General features: G+C 71.6%; 15 protein-coding genes and 1 tRNA gene. 11 read left to right on the top strand and 5 right to left on the bottom strand.

The annotated features are described in order from the left end of the window. Positions 1 to 17 precede the first annotated feature (17 nt). From LH62_RS08885 to LH62_RS32320, 4 genes are all read left to right on the top strand, one after another. The gene (locus LH62_RS08885; RefSeq protein WP_082012435.1) at positions 18 to 1061 is read left to right on the top strand and encodes a glycosyltransferase; all 1044 of its coding nucleotides are present in this window, start codon (positions 18 to 20) and stop codon (positions 1059 to 1061) included. After that, positions 1061 to 2821: an asparagine synthase (glutamine-hydrolyzing) gene (gene asnB / locus LH62_RS08880; RefSeq protein ID WP_043360670.1), complete on the top strand. Its 1761-nt coding sequence runs from the start codon at positions 1061 to 1063 to the stop codon at positions 2819 to 2821. Before LH62_RS08885 ends, asnB begins: the two co-directional genes overlap by 1 nt. A 234-nt stretch (positions 2822 to 3055) precedes the next feature. Then, on the top strand, positions 3056 to 5047 hold the full coding sequence (locus tag LH62_RS08875) for a cache domain-containing protein (protein ID WP_052214017.1): 1992 nt from the start codon (positions 3056 to 3058) through the stop codon (positions 5045 to 5047). Between the two features lie 32 nt (positions 5048 to 5079). After that, on the top strand, positions 5080 to 5214 hold the full coding sequence (locus LH62_RS32320) for a hypothetical protein (RefSeq protein WP_255359987.1): 135 nt from the start codon (positions 5080 to 5082) through the stop codon (positions 5212 to 5214). Between the two features lie 6 nt (positions 5215 to 5220). On the opposite strand, the gene LH62_RS08870 is transcribed toward LH62_RS32320, so the two are convergent. Further along, positions 5221 to 5832, bottom strand: a complete 612-nt coding sequence (locus LH62_RS08870; protein WP_043365427.1) for an FMN-dependent NADH-azoreductase — start codon at positions 5830 to 5832, stop codon at positions 5221 to 5223. A gap of 81 nt (positions 5833 to 5913) precedes the next feature. Between LH62_RS08870 and LH62_RS08865 the strand changes: the two genes are divergently transcribed. The 3 genes from LH62_RS08865 (at position 5914) to LH62_RS08855 (ending at position 8830) form a co-directional block, all read left to right on the top strand. Continuing rightward, complete coding sequence (locus tag LH62_RS08865; protein ID WP_043360669.1) at positions 5914 to 6312, top strand: helix-turn-helix domain-containing protein; 399 nt, start codon at positions 5914 to 5916, stop codon at positions 6310 to 6312. A gap of 30 nt (positions 6313 to 6342) precedes the next feature. Continuing rightward, a complete protein-coding gene (yghU, locus tag LH62_RS08860) occupies positions 6343 to 7218 on the top strand; it encodes a glutathione-dependent disulfide-bond oxidoreductase (protein ID WP_043360667.1) in 876 nt (291 codons plus the stop codon). A gap of 283 nt (positions 7219 to 7501) precedes the next feature. Continuing rightward, entirely contained in the window at positions 7502 to 8830 is a 1329-nt protein-coding gene (locus LH62_RS08855) for a dihydroorotase (protein ID WP_043360665.1), read from the top strand. Between the two features lie 164 nt (positions 8831 to 8994). On the opposite strand, the gene LH62_RS08850 is transcribed toward LH62_RS08855, so the two are convergent. Together LH62_RS08850 and LH62_RS08845 are read right to left on the bottom strand one after the other, a co-directional pair. Continuing rightward, positions 8995 to 9684 carry a hypothetical protein gene (locus LH62_RS08850; protein WP_043360663.1) on the bottom strand — a complete coding sequence of 230 codons (690 nt, stop codon included), beginning with the start codon at positions 9682 to 9684 and terminating at the stop codon, positions 8995 to 8997. Positions 9685 to 9718: 34 nt separating this feature from the next. Next, positions 9719 to 10063: a hypothetical protein gene (locus LH62_RS08845; RefSeq protein WP_043365426.1), complete on the bottom strand. Its 345-nt coding sequence runs from the start codon at positions 10061 to 10063 to the stop codon at positions 9719 to 9721. Between the two features lie 91 nt (positions 10064 to 10154). Here LH62_RS08845 and LH62_RS08840 point away from each other — a divergent pair, with 91 nt between their 5' ends. The 4 genes from LH62_RS08840 (at position 10155) to LH62_RS08825 (ending at position 13656) form a co-directional block, all read left to right on the top strand. Beyond that, positions 10155 to 10799: a tetratricopeptide repeat protein gene (locus tag LH62_RS08840; protein WP_043360662.1), complete on the top strand. Its 645-nt coding sequence runs from the start codon at positions 10155 to 10157 to the stop codon at positions 10797 to 10799. Next, positions 10799 to 12142: a PQQ-binding-like beta-propeller repeat protein gene (locus tag LH62_RS08835; RefSeq protein ID WP_043360661.1), complete on the top strand. Its 1344-nt coding sequence runs from the start codon at positions 10799 to 10801 to the stop codon at positions 12140 to 12142. Before LH62_RS08840 ends, LH62_RS08835 begins: the two co-directional genes overlap by 1 nt. Before the next feature lie 37 nt (positions 12143 to 12179). Continuing rightward, positions 12180 to 13520, top strand: coding sequence for a ribosome biogenesis GTPase Der (gene der / locus LH62_RS08830; RefSeq protein ID WP_043360659.1), 1341 nt, complete (start codon positions 12180 to 12182; stop codon positions 13518 to 13520). A 45-nt stretch (positions 13521 to 13565) separates the two neighbouring features. Beyond that, positions 13566 to 13656 (top strand) — tRNA-Ser (locus LH62_RS08825). Positions 13657 to 13712: 56 nt separating this feature from the next. On the opposite strand, the gene rfbC is transcribed toward LH62_RS08825, so the two are convergent. Both rfbC and LH62_RS08815 read right to left on the bottom strand, forming a co-directional pair. Next, a complete protein-coding gene (gene rfbC / locus LH62_RS08820; RefSeq protein ID WP_043360657.1) occupies positions 13713 to 14261 on the bottom strand; it encodes a dTDP-4-dehydrorhamnose 3,5-epimerase in 549 nt (182 codons plus the stop codon). Continuing rightward, on the bottom strand, positions 14258 to 15601 hold the full coding sequence (locus LH62_RS08815) for an NAD(P)H-dependent oxidoreductase (RefSeq protein WP_052214012.1): 1344 nt from the start codon (positions 15599 to 15601) through the stop codon (positions 14258 to 14260). Before LH62_RS08815 ends, rfbC begins: the two co-directional genes overlap by 4 nt. Positions 15602 to 15682 lie beyond the last annotated feature (81 nt).

Below are 15682 nucleotides of genomic sequence, written 5' to 3'. Positions count from 1 at the left end.
GCCAGAGCCGCCCCGCCATGAGGATCGCGCATGTCATCGCCGGCGCACCCATGGGCGGCGCCGAGGCCTTCTACGAGCGCCTGACCCTCGCCCAGCACCGCGCCGGCGAGACGGTGCTGGCCGTCATCCGCACCGATGCCGCCCGCGCCGCCCGCCTCGCCGCCGGTGGCCTCGCCCCCGTGCAGCTTCCCTTCGGCGGCCCCTTCGACTTCCGCACCGGCCCTGCCTTGCGCGATGCCCTGGCCCGCTTCCGGCCGGATATCGTCATCTCCTGGGCCAACCGCGCCAGCCGCTTCGCCGGGGCGCTGCGCCGCCGTGGCGCCTCCTGGCCGCTGGTCGGTCGCCTCGGCGGCTATTACGACCTCAAATACTACCGGCACTGCGACGCCCTGATCGGCAATACCGAGGACATCCACCGCCACTGCATCGCCGGCGGCTGGCCCGCCGCCCGCGCCCATGTCGTGCCGAATTTTGCCGCCGACCTCGCCGGCGCCCTGCCTGCCGCGCTCCCCGCCCCGCCCGGCAGCCGCCGCCTCCTCGCCCTCGGCCGCCTGCACGCGAACAAGGGCTTCGACATCCTGCTCCGCGCCCTCGCCGAACTCCCTGAGGCCCATCTGTCGCTTGCCGGCGAAGGCCCTGAGCGCCCCGCCCTCGAGGCCCTTGCCGGCAGCCTCGACCTCGGCCCGCGCCTCGCCTTCCTCGGCTGGCGCCAGGACACCGGGGCCCTGCTCGCCGCCGCCGAGGCGCTGATCTGCCCCTCCCGACACGAGCCGCTCGGCAATGTCGTGCTCGAGGCCTGGTCCGCCGCCCGCCCCATCGTCGCCGCCGCGGCGGAGGGTCCCGCCGCCCTCATCCGCCCCGGCCAGACCGGCCTTCTTGTCCCGAAAGAGGATCCCGCCGCGCTCGCCGCCGCCATCCGCGGCCTGCTTGCCGACCCGGTCGCCGCCGCCGCCCTCGCCGAGGCAGGCCGGGCCGAGTACGCTGCCCACCACGCCGAGGCCCCGGTCCTGGCCCGCTGGCGCGCCTTCCTCACCGCCCTCGTCCCGCAGGAGATGGCCTGATGTGCGGCCTCGCCGGCCTCGCCCTCCGCCTGGGCCAGACGCCCTCCGGCGCCACCCTCGACGCGCTGACCCGGGCGCTGGCCCATCGCGGCCCGGACGGGCACGGCCACCATGTCTCGGGCAACGTCGCCCTTGCCCACACCCGGCTCTCGATCATCGACCTGGTGACCGGCGACCAGCCCCTCTTCGCCGGCGCCGCCGCCCTCGTCGCCAATGGCGAGGTCTACAATTACCGGGAGCTGCGCGAGCAGAACGCGCTGCACTGCTCGACCGGCAGCGACTGCGAGCCGCCGCTCCACCTTTTCCGCCGCGACGGCATCGCCTTCGCCGACCGGCTGCGCGGCATGTATGCCATCGCGCTGCATGACCGGGGCACCAAGCGGCTCGTCCTCTCGCGCGACCCCTTCGGCATCAAGCCCCTCTACCTGGCCGAGGTCGCGGGCGGCCTCGCCTTCGCCTCGGAGCCCCAGGCCCTCATCGCCGCCGGCCTCGTCGAGCCTCGCATCCGCCCCGAGGCCCGCGCCGAGCTGCTGCAGATCCAGTTCACCACCGGCGCCGAGACCATCTTCGAGGGCATCCGCCGCATCCTCCCCGGCGAGACGGTGGTGATCGCCGACGGCGCGGTGACCGAGCGCCACCGCCGCCATGCCCTCCCCGAAGGCGGCCCCGAGGAGATCACGGCCGACGCGGCGCTCACCCGCCTTGACGCCGCGCTGGAGGAGAGCGTGCTGCTCCACCAGCGGAGCGACGTGCCCTATGGCATGTTCCTCTCCGGCGGCATCGACAGCAGCGCCGTCCTCGCCCTCATGGCCCGGCTCAACGACCGCCCGGTGCTGGCCTTCACCGCCGGCTTCGACGTGCCCGGCGCGGCGGACGAGCGCGCCGCCGCCGCGCATCTCGCCCAGGCCGCAGGCGCCCGCCATGTGACCGTCTCCGTCACCGAGGCCGAGGTCTGGCGCCACCTGCCGGAGATCGCCGGCGCCATGGACGACCCGGCCGCCGACTACGCCATCATCCCCACTTGGTTCCTCGCCCGCCGCGCCCGGCAGGAGGTGAAGGTCGTCCTTTCCGGCGAGGGCGGCGACGAGATCTTCGGGGGTTACGGCCGCTACCGGGCCGCGATGCGCCCCTGGTGGCTGGGCGGCAAGGCGCCCCGTTCGAGAGGGAGCTTCGACCGCCTCGACGTGCTGCGCGAGGCGCCGACCGGCTGGCGCGACGGCACCGGTGCCGCCGAGGCCGCCGCCGCCAGCCCCGGCCGCACCCGCCTCCAGGCCGCCCAGGCCCTCGACATCGCCGACTGGCTGCCGAACGACCTGCTCATCAAGCTCGACCGCTGCCTCATGGCCCATGGCGTCGAAGGCCGCACGCCGCTCCTCGACCCCGGCATCGCCGCCAGCGCCTTCCGCCTCCCCGACTCACTGAAGGTCCAGCGGGGCAGCGGCAAATGGCTGCTGCGCGAATGGCTCGCCCGTCACTTCCCCGCCGCCGAGCCCTACAAGCCGAAGCAGGGCTTCACCGTCCCCATCGGCGCCTGGATCGAAGGGGTGGGCGACCGCCTCGGTCCCCTCGTCGCCGCCCAGCCGGGCGTCGCCGAGATCGCCCGGCCGGACCGCGTCGCCGCCCTGTTCCGCCATGCCGGCAGCGAGAAGCACCGCGGCTTCGCCGCCTGGCACCTGCTCTTCTATGCGCTGTGGCACCGCCGCCATGTCGAGCGGCGCGATGTCCGGGGCGATGTCTTCGAGGTCCTGAGCGGGCGCTAGGGCAAACCCCCTACCAGATGGAATCATCCAATCGGAGTAGCCCGCCCGACCGATCGACAGCCCCGGGCGGCCGCCGCGAGCACGGTCGGACGGATGCCGCGCCAGGCTCCGTGAATGCCTGGGTTCGGCCGGACAGCCGCGGCCATGCGACGCACCGGCGCCGTCACGGCTCGCGCCTGAACCCCCTGTTTACCTTGCCGCGGATATCCTTCGTCGAAGCCGAAGGGACCGCACGTGCTCAGCAATATCAGGATCGGCCTCCGGATCCACATCACCACCGTCGTCGCGGTGCTTGGGCTGTTTGCGATTGCCGGCCTGCAGGTGCTGGACCACGTCCGCGACCTCGAGCGTGACCGGGTGGCGACGCTGCGCGGCATCGCGCAGGCCGCAACCTCCATCGCCGTGGCATACCAGGCAGAGGAAGCGGCCGGGCGGCTGGACCGTGAATCGGCGCAAGGGGCGGCGCTCGCCGCCATCAAGGCGCTCCGCTACGGGTCCGACGACTATGTCTGGGTCAACGACCTCACGCCGAGGATGGTCATGCATCCTTTCCGGCCCGACCTCGACGGCAAGGACCTGTCGGGGGTCAAGGACCCGAGCGGCCTCGCCCTGTTCCTGGCCTTCACCGACAAGGTTCGCCAGGATGGCTCCGGGATGGTCGGGTATCTCTGGCCGAGGCCGGGTGCGTCGGAGCCCGTCGAGAAGCTGTCCTTCGTCCAGGGCTTCGCGCCGTGGGGATGGGTGCTCGGCACGGGCGTCTATGTCGATGACCTCCGGGCCGAGCAGCGCCGGATCCTGATGCAGGCGGCCAGCGAGGTGGTGCCCGTCGCGTTTCTCGTGGCGCTTCTCGCCTGGCTGGCCGCCCGGGGCATCGTCAGGCCCCTGGCGGCGATTACCTCGGTGACCGAGCGCCTGGCCTCGGGCCAGATCGACATCGCCGTGCCCGGGGGCGACCGCCGCGACGAGGTCGGCGTCCTGGCCCGCGCAGTGGAGACCTTCCGCGTGCAGGGCGTGGAGAAGCGCCGCCTCGAGGCTGCGGCGGCGGCGGAGCGCGCGGCGAAGGACCGCCGCCAGTTGGCGGTGGAACATCACATCCATGAGTTCGGCATTACCCTCTCGGGCGTGATGCAGAGCCTGGCCCGCTCCGCCGAGGCCATGCGCGCGACGGCGCAGGGCGTGGCGGACGCCGCCTTGCAGGCCGATGACGGCGCCCGGTCGACAGCCGCCGGCGCCGAGCAGTCCTCGGCCGACCTGCAGGCCGTCGCGGCAGCGACCGAGGAGCTCTCCGCGGCCGGCGGCGAGATCACCCGCCAGGTCACCCAGATCACCGCCGTCACCGCCGATGCGTCGGAGCAGGCGCAGCACGCCTCGGCGCGGGTGTCGGGCCTTGCCGATTCCGCATCGCGCATCGGGGACGTCGTCCGGCTGATCACCGAGATCGCCCATCATACCAACCTGCTCGCGCTGAACGCGACCATCGAAGCCGCCCGGGCCGGCGACGCGGGCAAGGGCTTCGCGGTGGTCGCCGGCGAGGTCAAGGCGCTCGCCGGCCAGACCGCGCGGGCAACCTCGGAGATCGGCCAGCAGGTAGCGGCCATCACCGCTGGCACGATGGAGGCGGTGGCCGCCGTCCAGGCGGTCGCCGGAGCGATCGTCCGTGTCGAGGAAACCGCCACCGCGATTGTCGCCGCCATCGAGGAACAGGGCGCGGCAACCCGCGAGAGCGCGGCGAGCCTGGACAACGTCTCATCCTCCACCCAGGCCGCGGTGTGCGCGATGCGCGGCGTCTCGGGCGCGGTCCGGGCCGCCAAGGATGCCGGCGCGGACGCCCTGTCGGCCGCCGAAGGCATCGCCCAGGTGTCGGACGTGCTCCACCGCGAGGTGGACCAGTTCCTGGTGGCGATCCGCGCGGTCGGCGATGACCGGCGCCGCTACGAGCGGGTATCCGGCGGCGGCATCCATGCCAAGGTCGCCGCCTCGGGCGGCCGTGAAGCGGCGGCCGAGGTGCTGGACATCTCGGAAGGCGGGATGTCGCTCAAGCTGGAATGGCCGCTCGAGACGGGCACCCTGATCGACGTCGAGTGGCCGGGAGTCCCGGGCATCCTGCCCGGCCAGGTGACACATGCTTCCGGCGGCAGGATAGGGGTCTGCTTCCAGCTGGACGCCGCCGTCCTCGACCGCGCCCGCCGGATTCTGGACCGGTTGGCAAGGGCGGAGGCGGCATAAGGCGGGTCAGACGGGCGGCGCAGGCGGTGGGGATGCCCCTCCGCCCCCGCGCTGTGCCCTTCTTCAACAACCCCCGGGGGCGGGACGCCGGCGATGCAGGCCCACCCGAGGCGCAATGCGCCACGGAGGAGACGCCCATCGGCTTCGCCCGCACGGCTGTGGAGTAGCCCCGCTCAGGCCGCCAGCGCCGCGATGCGCTGCTCCGCCGCGTCCATCGCCGCCGCCCGCTGCTCGGCGCCCACGGCCAGCCCCTCGGCCACCACCACCTCCGGCTCGGTGATGCCGATGAAGCCGAGCGCCGCCCGCAGGTAGCTCTCGCCATGCTCGAAGGCCGCCGCCGGCGCCCCCGCCCCGTAGACCCCGCCCCGGGCCACCGCGAGAATCACCCGCTTGCCGCCCACGAGCCCCACCGGCCGCCCATCCGCATAGCGGAAGGTCTGCCCGGCGACGAGGATGCGGTCGATCCAGGCCTTCAGCTGGCTGGAGATTGAGAAATTGTAGAAGGCGACGCCGATCACCACGGTGTCCGCCTCCAGGAATTCCTGCAACACCTCGCCACCCAGCGCCAGGTCCGCCGCCACCTCCGGCGCATGCTCCGCGGCCGGGCTCCGCGCCGCCGCCAGCGTCGCGCCGGAGAGATGCGGCACCGGCGCCGCACCGAGGTCCCGATGGACGATCCGCTCGCCCGGCCGCGCCGCCCGCAGCCGCGCGACAATGCCGGCCGAGAGCTTGCGGCTGACCGAATGGTCGCCAAGGATGCTGGAATCGATGTGCAGGATGGTCATGGCCTTGCTGCCCCTGGTGGTATTCATTTGTGACCAAGGCTATATGCGTCACCATCCGAAACCCGCCAAGGAGGCACAATTTTGGAACCCGGCCACAGCGAGGGAACCACCCGGACGGCGCATCTGCCTGGCGATTGTCAGGCGGTCAGCTCCCTCCTCGCCCGCATCGGCGACAAGTGGACGGTCCTCGTCGTGATGATGCTGGCCGACGGTCCCCGCCGTTTCAGCGAGCTGAAGCGTGCCATCGGCGGGGTCTCCCAGCGCATGCTGACCCTCACCCTGCGCGGGCTGGAGCGGGACGGGCTGGTCACCCGCACGATCACCCCCACCATTCCACCCCGGGTGGATTACGAGCTCACAGGGCTCGGCCAGTCCCTCCGCCGTCCCGTCGAGGCGCTCGGCGCCTGGGTCTTCGAGCACCTGCCGGAGATCCATCGCGCCCGCGCCGCCTTCGACAGCCGGGCGGAGGAGAATCGCTAACCATTTGAACAATATCGAGGAGCGACACCGATGACCGATGCCCCTGGCTACACCCCGCCCCAGGTCTGGACCTGGGACAAGGAGAGCGGCGGCCGCTTCGCCAACATCAACCGCCCCATCGCCGGCCCCACGCACGAGAAGGAGCTGCCGGTCGGCCGCCACCCGCTCCAGCTCTACTCGCTCGGCACGCCGAACGGCGTGAAGGTGACGATCATGCTGGAGGAGCTGCTGGCCCTCGGCCATGCGGGTGCCGAATACGACGCCTGGCTCATCAGGATCGGCGAAGGCGACCAGTTCGGCAGCGGCTTCGTCGCGGTGAACCCGAACTCCAAGATCCCTGCCCTGCTCGACCGCAGCGGCCCGGAGCCGGTCCGCGTCTTCGAATCGGGCGCCATCCTCACCTATCTCGCCGAGAAATTCGGCGCCTTCCTGCCGACCGAGCCCGCGAAGCGCGCCGAGTGCCTATCCTGGCTGTTCTGGCAGATGGGTTCGGCGCCCTATCTCGGCGGCGGCTTCGGCCATTTCTACGCCTATGCGCCGAGCAAGATGGAATACCCGATCAACCGCTTCGCCATGGAGACCAAGCGCCAGCTCGACGTGCTGGACCGCCGCCTGGCCGAGAGCGAGTACCTGGGCGGCGCGGACTACACCATCGCCGACATCGCGGTGTTCCCCTGGTATGGCGGGCTGGTGAAGGGCTGGCTCTATGGCGCGGCGGAGTTCCTCGCCGTCCACGAGTACAAGCACGTCAACCGCTGGGCCGACCAGCTCCTCGCTCGCCCCGCGGTGAAGCGCGGCCGCATGGTGAACCGCGTCCAGGGCGAGCCCTCCAGCCAGCTCCACGAGCGGCACGAGGCCAGCGACTTCGAGACGAAGACGCAGGACAAGATCGGCACCCAGGGGTAAGCGGCGCGGGGGCGGGCCCGGCCCGCCCCATCCGCATCCTTGTCATCCGATGCGACTTCGTATAGGAATACTTCCCTGAAAGCGCTTAGGCCGCGCCCATCCCGGCCCCTCCCCTAAAACCATCAATTCCTCAAATCCACCTGCATTTCCCAATCAGGACAATACCTTACCCACCTCTCCACCTCAATTCTTGAGGCGCCTCGCCGCAATTGAGGGCCGCCTCTTCCCCGCTCCGGCACATCGCGGGATAACCCCCCTCCGACTGCCGCAAGGAGCCACGCCGATGCCCGCCTTCGACCTCGTGCTGCGCGGCGGCACCTGCGTCCTACCCTGGGGCGAGGAGGCGACCGATGTAGGCGTCCGCGCCGGCCGCATCGCCGCCCTCGGCGACCTCCGCACCGCCGAAGCGGCCGAGACCATCGACTGCACCGGCCTGCACATCCTCCCCGGCCTGATCGACGCCCATGTCCATTTGCGGGACCCGGGCGACCCGGCGGTGGAGACGCTGGAGAGCGGCACCCGCGCTGCGTTGCTCGGCGGCCTCACCGCCGTCTTCGACATGCCGAACACCGCCCCCTCCATCACGGACAAGGAGCGGCTGGACTGGAAGCGCGGCTATCTCGAAGGCCGCGCCTGGGTCGATGTCGGCCTTTATGTCGGCGCCTCCAAGAAGAACATCGCCGAGCTGGCCTCGCTCGAAATCCAGCCCAATGTCTGCGCCGTGAAGGTCTTCGCCGGCAGCAGCACCGGCGACCTGCTGGTCGAGGACGATGCTTCGCTGGAAGCCGTGATGCGCAGCGGCCGGCGGCGGATCTGCTACCATTCGGAGGACGAGTACCGGCTGCAGGAGCGCAAGCCGCTCTTCACCAGCGGCATGCCCCACCGCAACCACATGGTCTGGCGCGACGTGGATTGCGCCCTCATCGGCACGCAGCGGCTGATGACGCTGGCCCGCAAGACCGGCCGCCCCGCCCATATCCTCCACGTCTCGACCGCCGAGGAGCTGGAGCTGCTGCGCGATTACCGCGACGTCTCCACGGTCGAGGTCCTGCTCAACCACCTGACGCAGACCGACGAGGCCTATGACCGCCTCGGCGGCTATGCGGTGATGAACCCGCCCATCCGCGACGAGCGTCACATGCGCGCCGCCTGGGCCGCCGTCGCCGACGGCACGGTCGATGTCGTCGGCTCCGACCACGCGCCGCACAGCCGCGCCGCCAAGGAGCGCCCCTGGCCCGACGGCGCGGCGGGGCTGACGGGCGTGCAGACCATCGTCCCGCTGATGCTCGACCATGTCAGCGCCGGCCGCCTCAGCCTTTCGCGCCTCGTCGACCTGATGTGCGCCGGCCCCGCGCGCGTCTATGGCGCGACCGGCAAGGGGCGGCTGGCCGCCGGCTACGACGCCGACTTCACCCTCGTCGACATGAAGCGCCAGCGTACCATCGAGGAAAGCTGGATCGTCTCGCCCTGCGGCTGGACGCCCTTCGCCGGCCATCGCTGCACCGGCTGGCCCGTCATGGCGATCCTTCGCGGCGCCGTCGCCATGCGCGAGGACGAGGTGGTCGGCAACCCGCGCGGCACCGGCGTCCGCTTCGCCGAGGCGCGCGACTAGAACAAACTCCGATCAGATGGAATCATCTGATCGGAGTAATTTGCTGGCCAAAACAACAGGCTAGAGCGGGTTCCGTGAGCCGGTGCGAACGAAACCGCTTTAGCCCGCGATCGCCCCGGGTGTTTCCGCTCGGGGCGTGAATCGCCGGCTCATCGGAGCAACGCCTACCAGAGCGAGAATTCGGTGCCGAAATCGGTGGTCGTGAGCCCCTGGCAGCGCGCCGCCTCGGCGCACTCGGCCCGGATGCGCCCGTCCGGCCCGAGCGCGAGGAGGAGCGGCACGGCCGGCTCGGACAGCTTCGTGTAGGCCAGATCCACCTGGAATCGCAGCGAATCGTAGCGGTCCCGCTCGACATAGAAGATCAGGTCGCGCGACACCGCCTCGCCCGGCTGCAATTCGGAGGGTTCGGCCGGCAGCGCGGTGGCACCCGCGAACAGCACGCCCTGCCGCAGCACCATCTCCTGCCGCTCCGCCCGGCCGTAGCGCGCGGCGGTGACCTCGCTCCGCCCTGCCAGGCTTTCGGGCGATGGCCCCGCCTCGGGTTCGGCGAAGCGCATCCCGGTGCCGATGACGTTGTAGGTGAGGCCGAGCACCCGCACCCCCGCCTCGCCCACATTGGTCCGCGTGACCGTGGAGCGGATGGCCAGCCGCCCATCCCGCTCCCCTGCCTTCTCGAGCGTGGTGGTGACGGAAAGGCTGGGTGGCGCCAGCCCCGGCTTGATCCGCGCCTCGTAGATGAAGGTATAGACGCCCCAGGCCCCGGCTCCGAGGATGGCCAGCGTCTGCACCACCGTGCTCAGCTTGTCGAGGCTGAAGCGGCTGGTGTCCTGCGGTGTCCCGGTGGCTTGGCTCATGGCGCAACAACCTCCGGCCAGGGTGCCGGTTGCGTCACCACAGGCCCGGCCAGCGCTTGGTCCTGTTGGATTCCTGCGCCGCGCTGAGGGTCGCCGGCCCATCCGCCACGCCGCGCCGCCCCGGCAGCGGCGCCGTCCAGCAATCGACCCGGCCGAGGCTGCGCGTGCAGTAGGGCGGCGGCGCGGGCGGCGCCTCCACTGGCTTGCAGTAGTCCCGCCCGCGGTCGAGCCGCACCACCGAGCAATCCCGCCCCGTCGCCGCGGACACCACCGCATCCACGGGCGACCGCCCGATGATCGCGACCGAGCCCGCGGTCACCGCCGCGCCCACGGTCAGCGGCTCGCAGCCCGCCAGCAGGATCAGGAGAAGGGGCAGCATCGATCGCATCGCCCGGCAGCCTGCGCGCGCCGGGCTTAACGCACCGCCAACGGGCTGCTATGCAGCGCCCCTTCTCCCGAGGAAGGACCGCGTGGCCGACATCTTCGACGAGGTGGAGGAAGACCTCCGCGCCGAGCGCATGAAGCGGCTGATGGCCCGCTATGGCGGGCTGCTGGCCGGGCTGATGCTGCTCGCGGTCGCCTGCGTCGGCGGATGGCAGGGCTGGCGCTGGTGGCAGGCCCACCAGGCCGCCCAGACCGCCGAGGTCTACATGGCCGCCAACAAATCCGCCGCCGAGCCCGGCGCCGACGGCCGCGCCGCGGCCGACCGCTTCGCCGCCCTGGCCGCCGAGGCGCCGCCCGGCTACCGCAGCCTCGCCCGCCTCCGCGCCGCGGCGCTGCGGGCCGAGGCCGGCGACCGCGCGGGTGCGCTTGCCCTCTGGGAGGAGGTCGCGCGTGACGGCTCGATCGATCCGCTTTACCGGGACCTCGGCACGGTGATGTGGGGGCTGCACTCCCTCGATGCCGGCGACCCGGCTGCGATCGAGGGCCGCCTGGCCCCCCTCGCCGAGGGTCCCTGGCGTGCCTCGGTGCAGGAGATCCGGGCCCTGGCCGCGATGAAGCGCGGCGCGACGGAGGAGGCGAAGCAATTGCTCACCGGCCTGACCACGGCCCCGGCCACGCCTCAGGGCGTGCGCGACCGGGCTGGCAAGCTGCTCGCGGAGATTGGCGGCTGATGCGGACCAACCTCACCCGCCGCGTGGTCCTGCTGGGCGGCGCGGGCCTGCTGGCCGGCTGCGAGTCGATCACCGACACCTTCGACGGCATCTTCGGCGAACGGAAGGTGCCGCTGCGCGGCGAGCGCCGCCCGGTGCTGGCCGTCGAGCGCCCGCTGAACATCGAGGAGGGCGCCCAGGCCCCCGTCACCCTGCCGCCCCCGGCGCTGAATGCCGACTGGCCCCAGGCCGGCGGCACGATCAGCCATGCGGCGGGCCACCCCGCCCTCGGCCTCCGCCTCGGCGAGGCCTGGCGGACCGGCATCGGCACCGGCACCGCCTATCGCCGCCGGCTGCTGGCGCCGCCCATCGTCGCCGGCGGCGCGGTCTATGCGGCGGATGCGCTGGGGACGGTGACGGCGCTGACGGCGCTCGACGGCCGCCGCCGCTGGTCCTTCGACACCCGGCCCGAGAAGGACCGGGACGGGGCGCTCGGCACCGCCCTCGCCTTCGACAACGGCACGCTCTATCTCGCCACCGGCATGGCCGAGGCGATGGCGCTCGACCCGGCCGACGGCAAGCCGCGCTGGCGTGTCGACCTGCCCGCCCCGGCGCGCGGGGCGCTGACCGTCGCCAACGGCCGGGCCTATGTGACGACCACCGAGAACCACCTGCTCGCCCTCTCGGTCGAAGATGGCAAGACGCTCTGGACCTATCGCGGCCAGCCGACCGTCACCATGGCGCTCGGCCTGCCGGCCGCGGCGGTGGAAGGCGAGATGATCGTCGCCGGCTTCGGGTCCGGCGAGCTGGCGGCAATCCGTGCCAGCGACGGCCGCGCGCAATGGAGCGAGACGCTGAGCTCCGCCTCCGGCGGCGGCCTGGCCGACATCGCCGCCATCACCGCCCTGCCGGTGATCGACCGCGGCCGGGTCTTCGCCAGCGGCCTCGGCGGCATCACCATCGCCCTTGACCTCCGCTCCGGCCGACGGCTGTGGGAGCGGGACGTGGCGGCGGCCGAGACGCCCTGGGTGGCCGGTGACTGGGTCTTCCTGCTGACGACCGGGGCCGAGATCGCCTGCCTCGGCCGGGACGACGGCCGGGTACGCTGGATCGCCAGCCTGCAGCGCTTCAAGGACGAGAAGCGGCGGCGGGACCCCATCCAATGGGCCGCCCCGGTGCTCGCGGGCGGCCGCCTGCTGGTCGCCGGCAGCAATGCCCAGCTGGTGGAGGTCGACCCGTCCAACGGCGAGATCGCCGGCCGCGTCCGCCTGCCGGACGGCGTCATGCTGCCGCCTGCCGTCGCCGGCGGCGTCATGTACGTGCTGACGGAAGATGCGGTGGTGGCGGCGCTCCAGGGCGCCTGAGGCGGGACATCGGCCGGCGGATGCGCTAGGGAGCGCCATGCTCCCCACCATCGTCATCCTCGGCCGCCCGAATGTCGGCAAGTCCAGCCTCTTCAACCGGCTGGTCGGCCGGAAGATCGCCATCGTGGACGATACCCCCGGCGTCACCCGCGACCGCAAGGAGGCCGAGGCCCGCATCGCCGGCCGCGATGTCCGCCTGCTGGACACCGCCGGCCTCGAGGAGGCGGCGCCCGAGACCATCCAGGGCCGCATGCGCGCCAGCTCCGAGGCGGCGCTGCGCGAGGCGGACCTCGCCCTCTTCGTCATGGACGCGCGGACCGGCCTCACCCCCGCCGACCGCGCCTTCGCCACCTGGCTGCGCCGCCAGTCGGTGCCGGTCATCCTGGTGGCGAACAAGACCGAGGGGCGTTTCGGCGGCCAGGCCGCCTTCGAGGCCTATGAATTGGGCCTCGGCGACCCGGTGGCGATCTCGGCCGAGCATGGCGACGGCATGGGCGAGCTGCACGACGCCATCCGCGAGCACCTCCCCGCCGAGGCGGAGGAGCAGGAGGACCCGGACCGGCCGCTGCGCCTCGCCATCATCGGCCGCCCCAATGCGGGGAAATCGACCCTGCTGAACGCCCTGCTCGGCCAGGAGCGGATGATCACCGGGCCGGAACCCGGGCTCACGCGGGATTCCGTCGCGGTCGAGTGGCGCGACGAGACCGGCGCCCTGGTCCGCCTCGTCGACACCGCCGGCTTGCGGAAGAAGGCCCGCATCGAGCAGGCGCTCGAGAAGATGTCGGCCGCCGCCTCCATCGCCGCGCTGAAGGAATGCGAGGTCGCCATCCTGGTCGTCGATGCCCTGCTCGGGATGGAGGAGCAGGAGTTGCGCCTCGCCCGCCTGGCGGAGCGCGAGGGCCGCGCCGTCGTCATCGCCCTGAACAAGTGGGATGCGGTGGAGGACCGCGCCGCCGCCCGCCGCCGCATCGAGGACGTGCTGACGGCGAGCCTCGCCCAGATGCGCGGCATCACCGTGGTGCCGCTCTCGGCCCAGACCGGCCGCGGCGTCGAGAAGCTGATGCCGGCGGTGCGCGAGACCTATGCCCACTGGAACCGCCGCATCCCGACCGGCGAGCTGAACCGCTGGTTCGAGGCCATGCTCACGCGCCACCCGCCGCCGCTCTCCGAGGGGCGCCGCATCAAGCTGCGCTACGCCACCATGCCGAAGGCCCGGCCGCCGACCGTGGTGGTCTTCGGCACCCGCGCCGAGCAGTTGCCGGAGGACTACCGCCGCTACTTGGTGAACGGCTTCCGCGAGGCCTTCGCCATGCCTGGCGTGCCGATCCGGCTACAGCTTCGCGGCACGACCAACCCGTATGCGGAAAGCGATACGTAGCCGCTTGCCCACGGCGGGCTGCGTGATTATGGTCCGCCGCCCTGAGGACAGGTGGCCGAGCGGTCGAAGGCGCGCGCCTGGAAAGTGCGTATACGTCAAAAGCGTATCGTGGGTTCGAATCCCACCCTGTCCGCCAGTTCCCCGCCCGTCACCACGCCCGGTGCCCCGAGCGCCGGCCCGTACAGGCCCGGCTCAGAAGAGCGGCGGGCCACCCGGGACAAGGTAGGGCCAATTCGCATCCTTGTCCGATATGGCCGTGATGGGCAACGGCCACTCTATGCCGAGCACCGGGTCGTCGTAGCGGAGGCCCCCTTCGGCCTGCGGCGCATAAGCGGCCGAAACCAGGTAGGACACTTCCGAATCATCGGTGAGCGTCTGGAAGGAATGCGCGAAGCCGGGCGGCACGTAGAGCTGCTTGCGGTTCTCCGCCGTCAGCTCGAAGGCCTCGTGCCGGAGGTAGCTGGGCGAGCCCGAGCGCAGGTCGACGATCACGTCGAGGATGGCGCCGCGGATGCAGCGCACCAGCTTGGCCTCGGTATGCGGCGCCCGCTGGAAATGCATCCCCCGCAGGGTGCCGGCCTTGGCCGATGTGGACATGTTCTGCTGCACGAAGTCCTGCGCCATGCCATGCGCCGCGAATTCCTCGCGGCACATGGTGCGCGCGAAGATCCCGCGCTCGTCGCCCCGCGGCTCAATGTCGATCAGCCAGGCATCCTGCAGCGTCGTCTTGTGGAAGATCATGAGGCGATTCCAACTTCCATCTTCGGCGCACGAACCGGAAAGCGCGCCTCCTGTTCCGCATAAAGCTTGTCCACGACACGGCCCGGCGGGATCTCCACATCGGCGAAGGTTAGGACGCTGTCCTTCGCCACCCGCCGGGTGATGCGGCAGCCCAGCGCGATGCCGAGCGGCAGCAGGCGGTCCTGCGCAATGATCTCGCTGTTCTCGGCCACGCCATAGGCATGGTAGCCGCCGAACTCGGTGATCACGTCGCCCGGCGAAAGGTCGATCTTCGCCACCGCGATGACGCCGACCTCCGGCCCACCCCGCGGCGCGAGTACGGCATCGCCGAACAGCGCCGCTCGCGCGACCGAGGTCGGCACCTCGAAATGGCAAAGGTGATACGGCGTGTAGAAGCAGAAATACGGGCCCGTGCCGAGCTTGTAGAGATTCAGGAAATGCTGCTGGCGCGGGTCGTCATGGGTGCCGAGGACGAAGACGCCGGGCCCTGGCCGGGCGCCGACGACATAGTCCACGATCCCCGGGCCACCGGCCGAGAGGTGCTCGGCGAAGGAAGCGACGGTCTCCTCGAGGGGAACCAGCGGCGCATAGGGGTCACCGCCCGAGAAGTCCGGGCCGATCATGCCGCGGCGTGCCACCTTGAAGCCGGTGCCGTTCGCCACGATCGCCTGCTCGTAGGAGATCTTGGTGCCATCCGCGAAGGAGGCCACCATTGCCGCCTTCTGCCCCCAGCGCTCGGCGAAGGGCTTCTGCGTGGTGGGGTTCCGGTAGGGGTCGTGCAGGCCCTTGATGTTGCCGCAGAGCACCGGCGTCACGCCGAGACCGCGCACGAAGCGGTAGAGATTCATCTGCACGCCCGGCTGGTCGCCGTCGGAGAAGCTGTAGACCACGCCGGCCGCATCGGCGCGCTGCTTGAGGATGGGCCCAACCGTCCCATCGAGTTCGGCATTCATCTGCACGACATGCTTGCCGGCGGTGATGGCCGCCAGGACGACCTCCGCCGCGTAGTCGATCGAGCCGGTGACTTCGACCACCACGTCGATGCCGTCGGCGCCGGCCAGGCCTACCGCATCTTCCGTCACCACGGGCTGACCGCGGGCGATGGCGGCATTGATGGCGGAGCGGCCGTTGCAGACGGTGGGCTCGATCCCCAGCACGGTGAAGGCTTCGATCGCCTTGTCGATATGCCGGTTGGCGACCGCCGCGACCCGCATGCCGGGTGTCGCGGTCACGATCTGGCGGATGATGGCGGCGCCCTGGAAGCCGGCTCCGACGATCCCGACCTGGATTGGCCGGCCCTCGGACTCGCGACGGGCAAGCGCGGTATCAACGATGATCACCTGTCTTCCTTTTCAATCATCGGCTTCGCCAGAGGCCCGTTGTTACCGGAACTTTCATGCTGTACCCGGCCCTCACCGGCC

Origin of the sequence: Belnapia sp. F-4-1 (assembly GCF_000802185.1) — a bacterium.
Lineage (GTDB): Bacteria > Pseudomonadota > Alphaproteobacteria > Acetobacterales > Acetobacteraceae > Belnapia.
This window is presented reverse-complemented; position numbering and strand designations above follow the sequence as displayed.

Coding starts and splice junctions, on each gene's coding strand:
- rfbC (WP_043360657.1), bottom strand. CDS start 14,261: ATGATCTTCCACAAGACGACGCTGCAGGATGCCTGGCTGATCGACATT.
- LH62_RS08855 (WP_043360665.1), top strand. CDS start 7,502: ATGCCCGCCTTCGACCTCGTGCTGCGCGGCGGCACCTGCGTCCTACCC.
- LH62_RS08850 (WP_043360663.1), bottom strand. CDS start 9,684: ATGAGCCAAGCCACCGGGACACCGCAGGACACCAGCCGCTTCAGCCTC.
- LH62_RS08870 (WP_043365427.1), bottom strand. CDS start 5,832: ATGACCATCCTGCACATCGATTCCAGCATCCTTGGCGACCATTCGGTC.
- der (WP_043360659.1), top strand. CDS start 12,180: ATGCTCCCCACCATCGTCATCCTCGGCCGCCCGAATGTCGGCAAGTCC.
- LH62_RS08885 (WP_082012435.1), top strand. CDS start 18: ATGAGGATCGCGCATGTCATCGCCGGCGCACCCATGGGCGGCGCCGAG.
- LH62_RS08835 (WP_043360661.1), top strand. CDS start 10,799: ATGCGGACCAACCTCACCCGCCGCGTGGTCCTGCTGGGCGGCGCGGGC.
- LH62_RS08845 (WP_043365426.1), bottom strand. CDS start 10,063: ATGCTGCCCCTTCTCCTGATCCTGCTGGCGGGCTGCGAGCCGCTGACC.
- LH62_RS32320 (WP_255359987.1), top strand. CDS start 5,080: ATGCCCCTCCGCCCCCGCGCTGTGCCCTTCTTCAACAACCCCCGGGGG.
- asnB (WP_043360670.1), top strand. CDS start 1,061: ATGTGCGGCCTCGCCGGCCTCGCCCTCCGCCTGGGCCAGACGCCCTCC.
- yghU (WP_043360667.1), top strand. CDS start 6,343: ATGACCGATGCCCCTGGCTACACCCCGCCCCAGGTCTGGACCTGGGAC.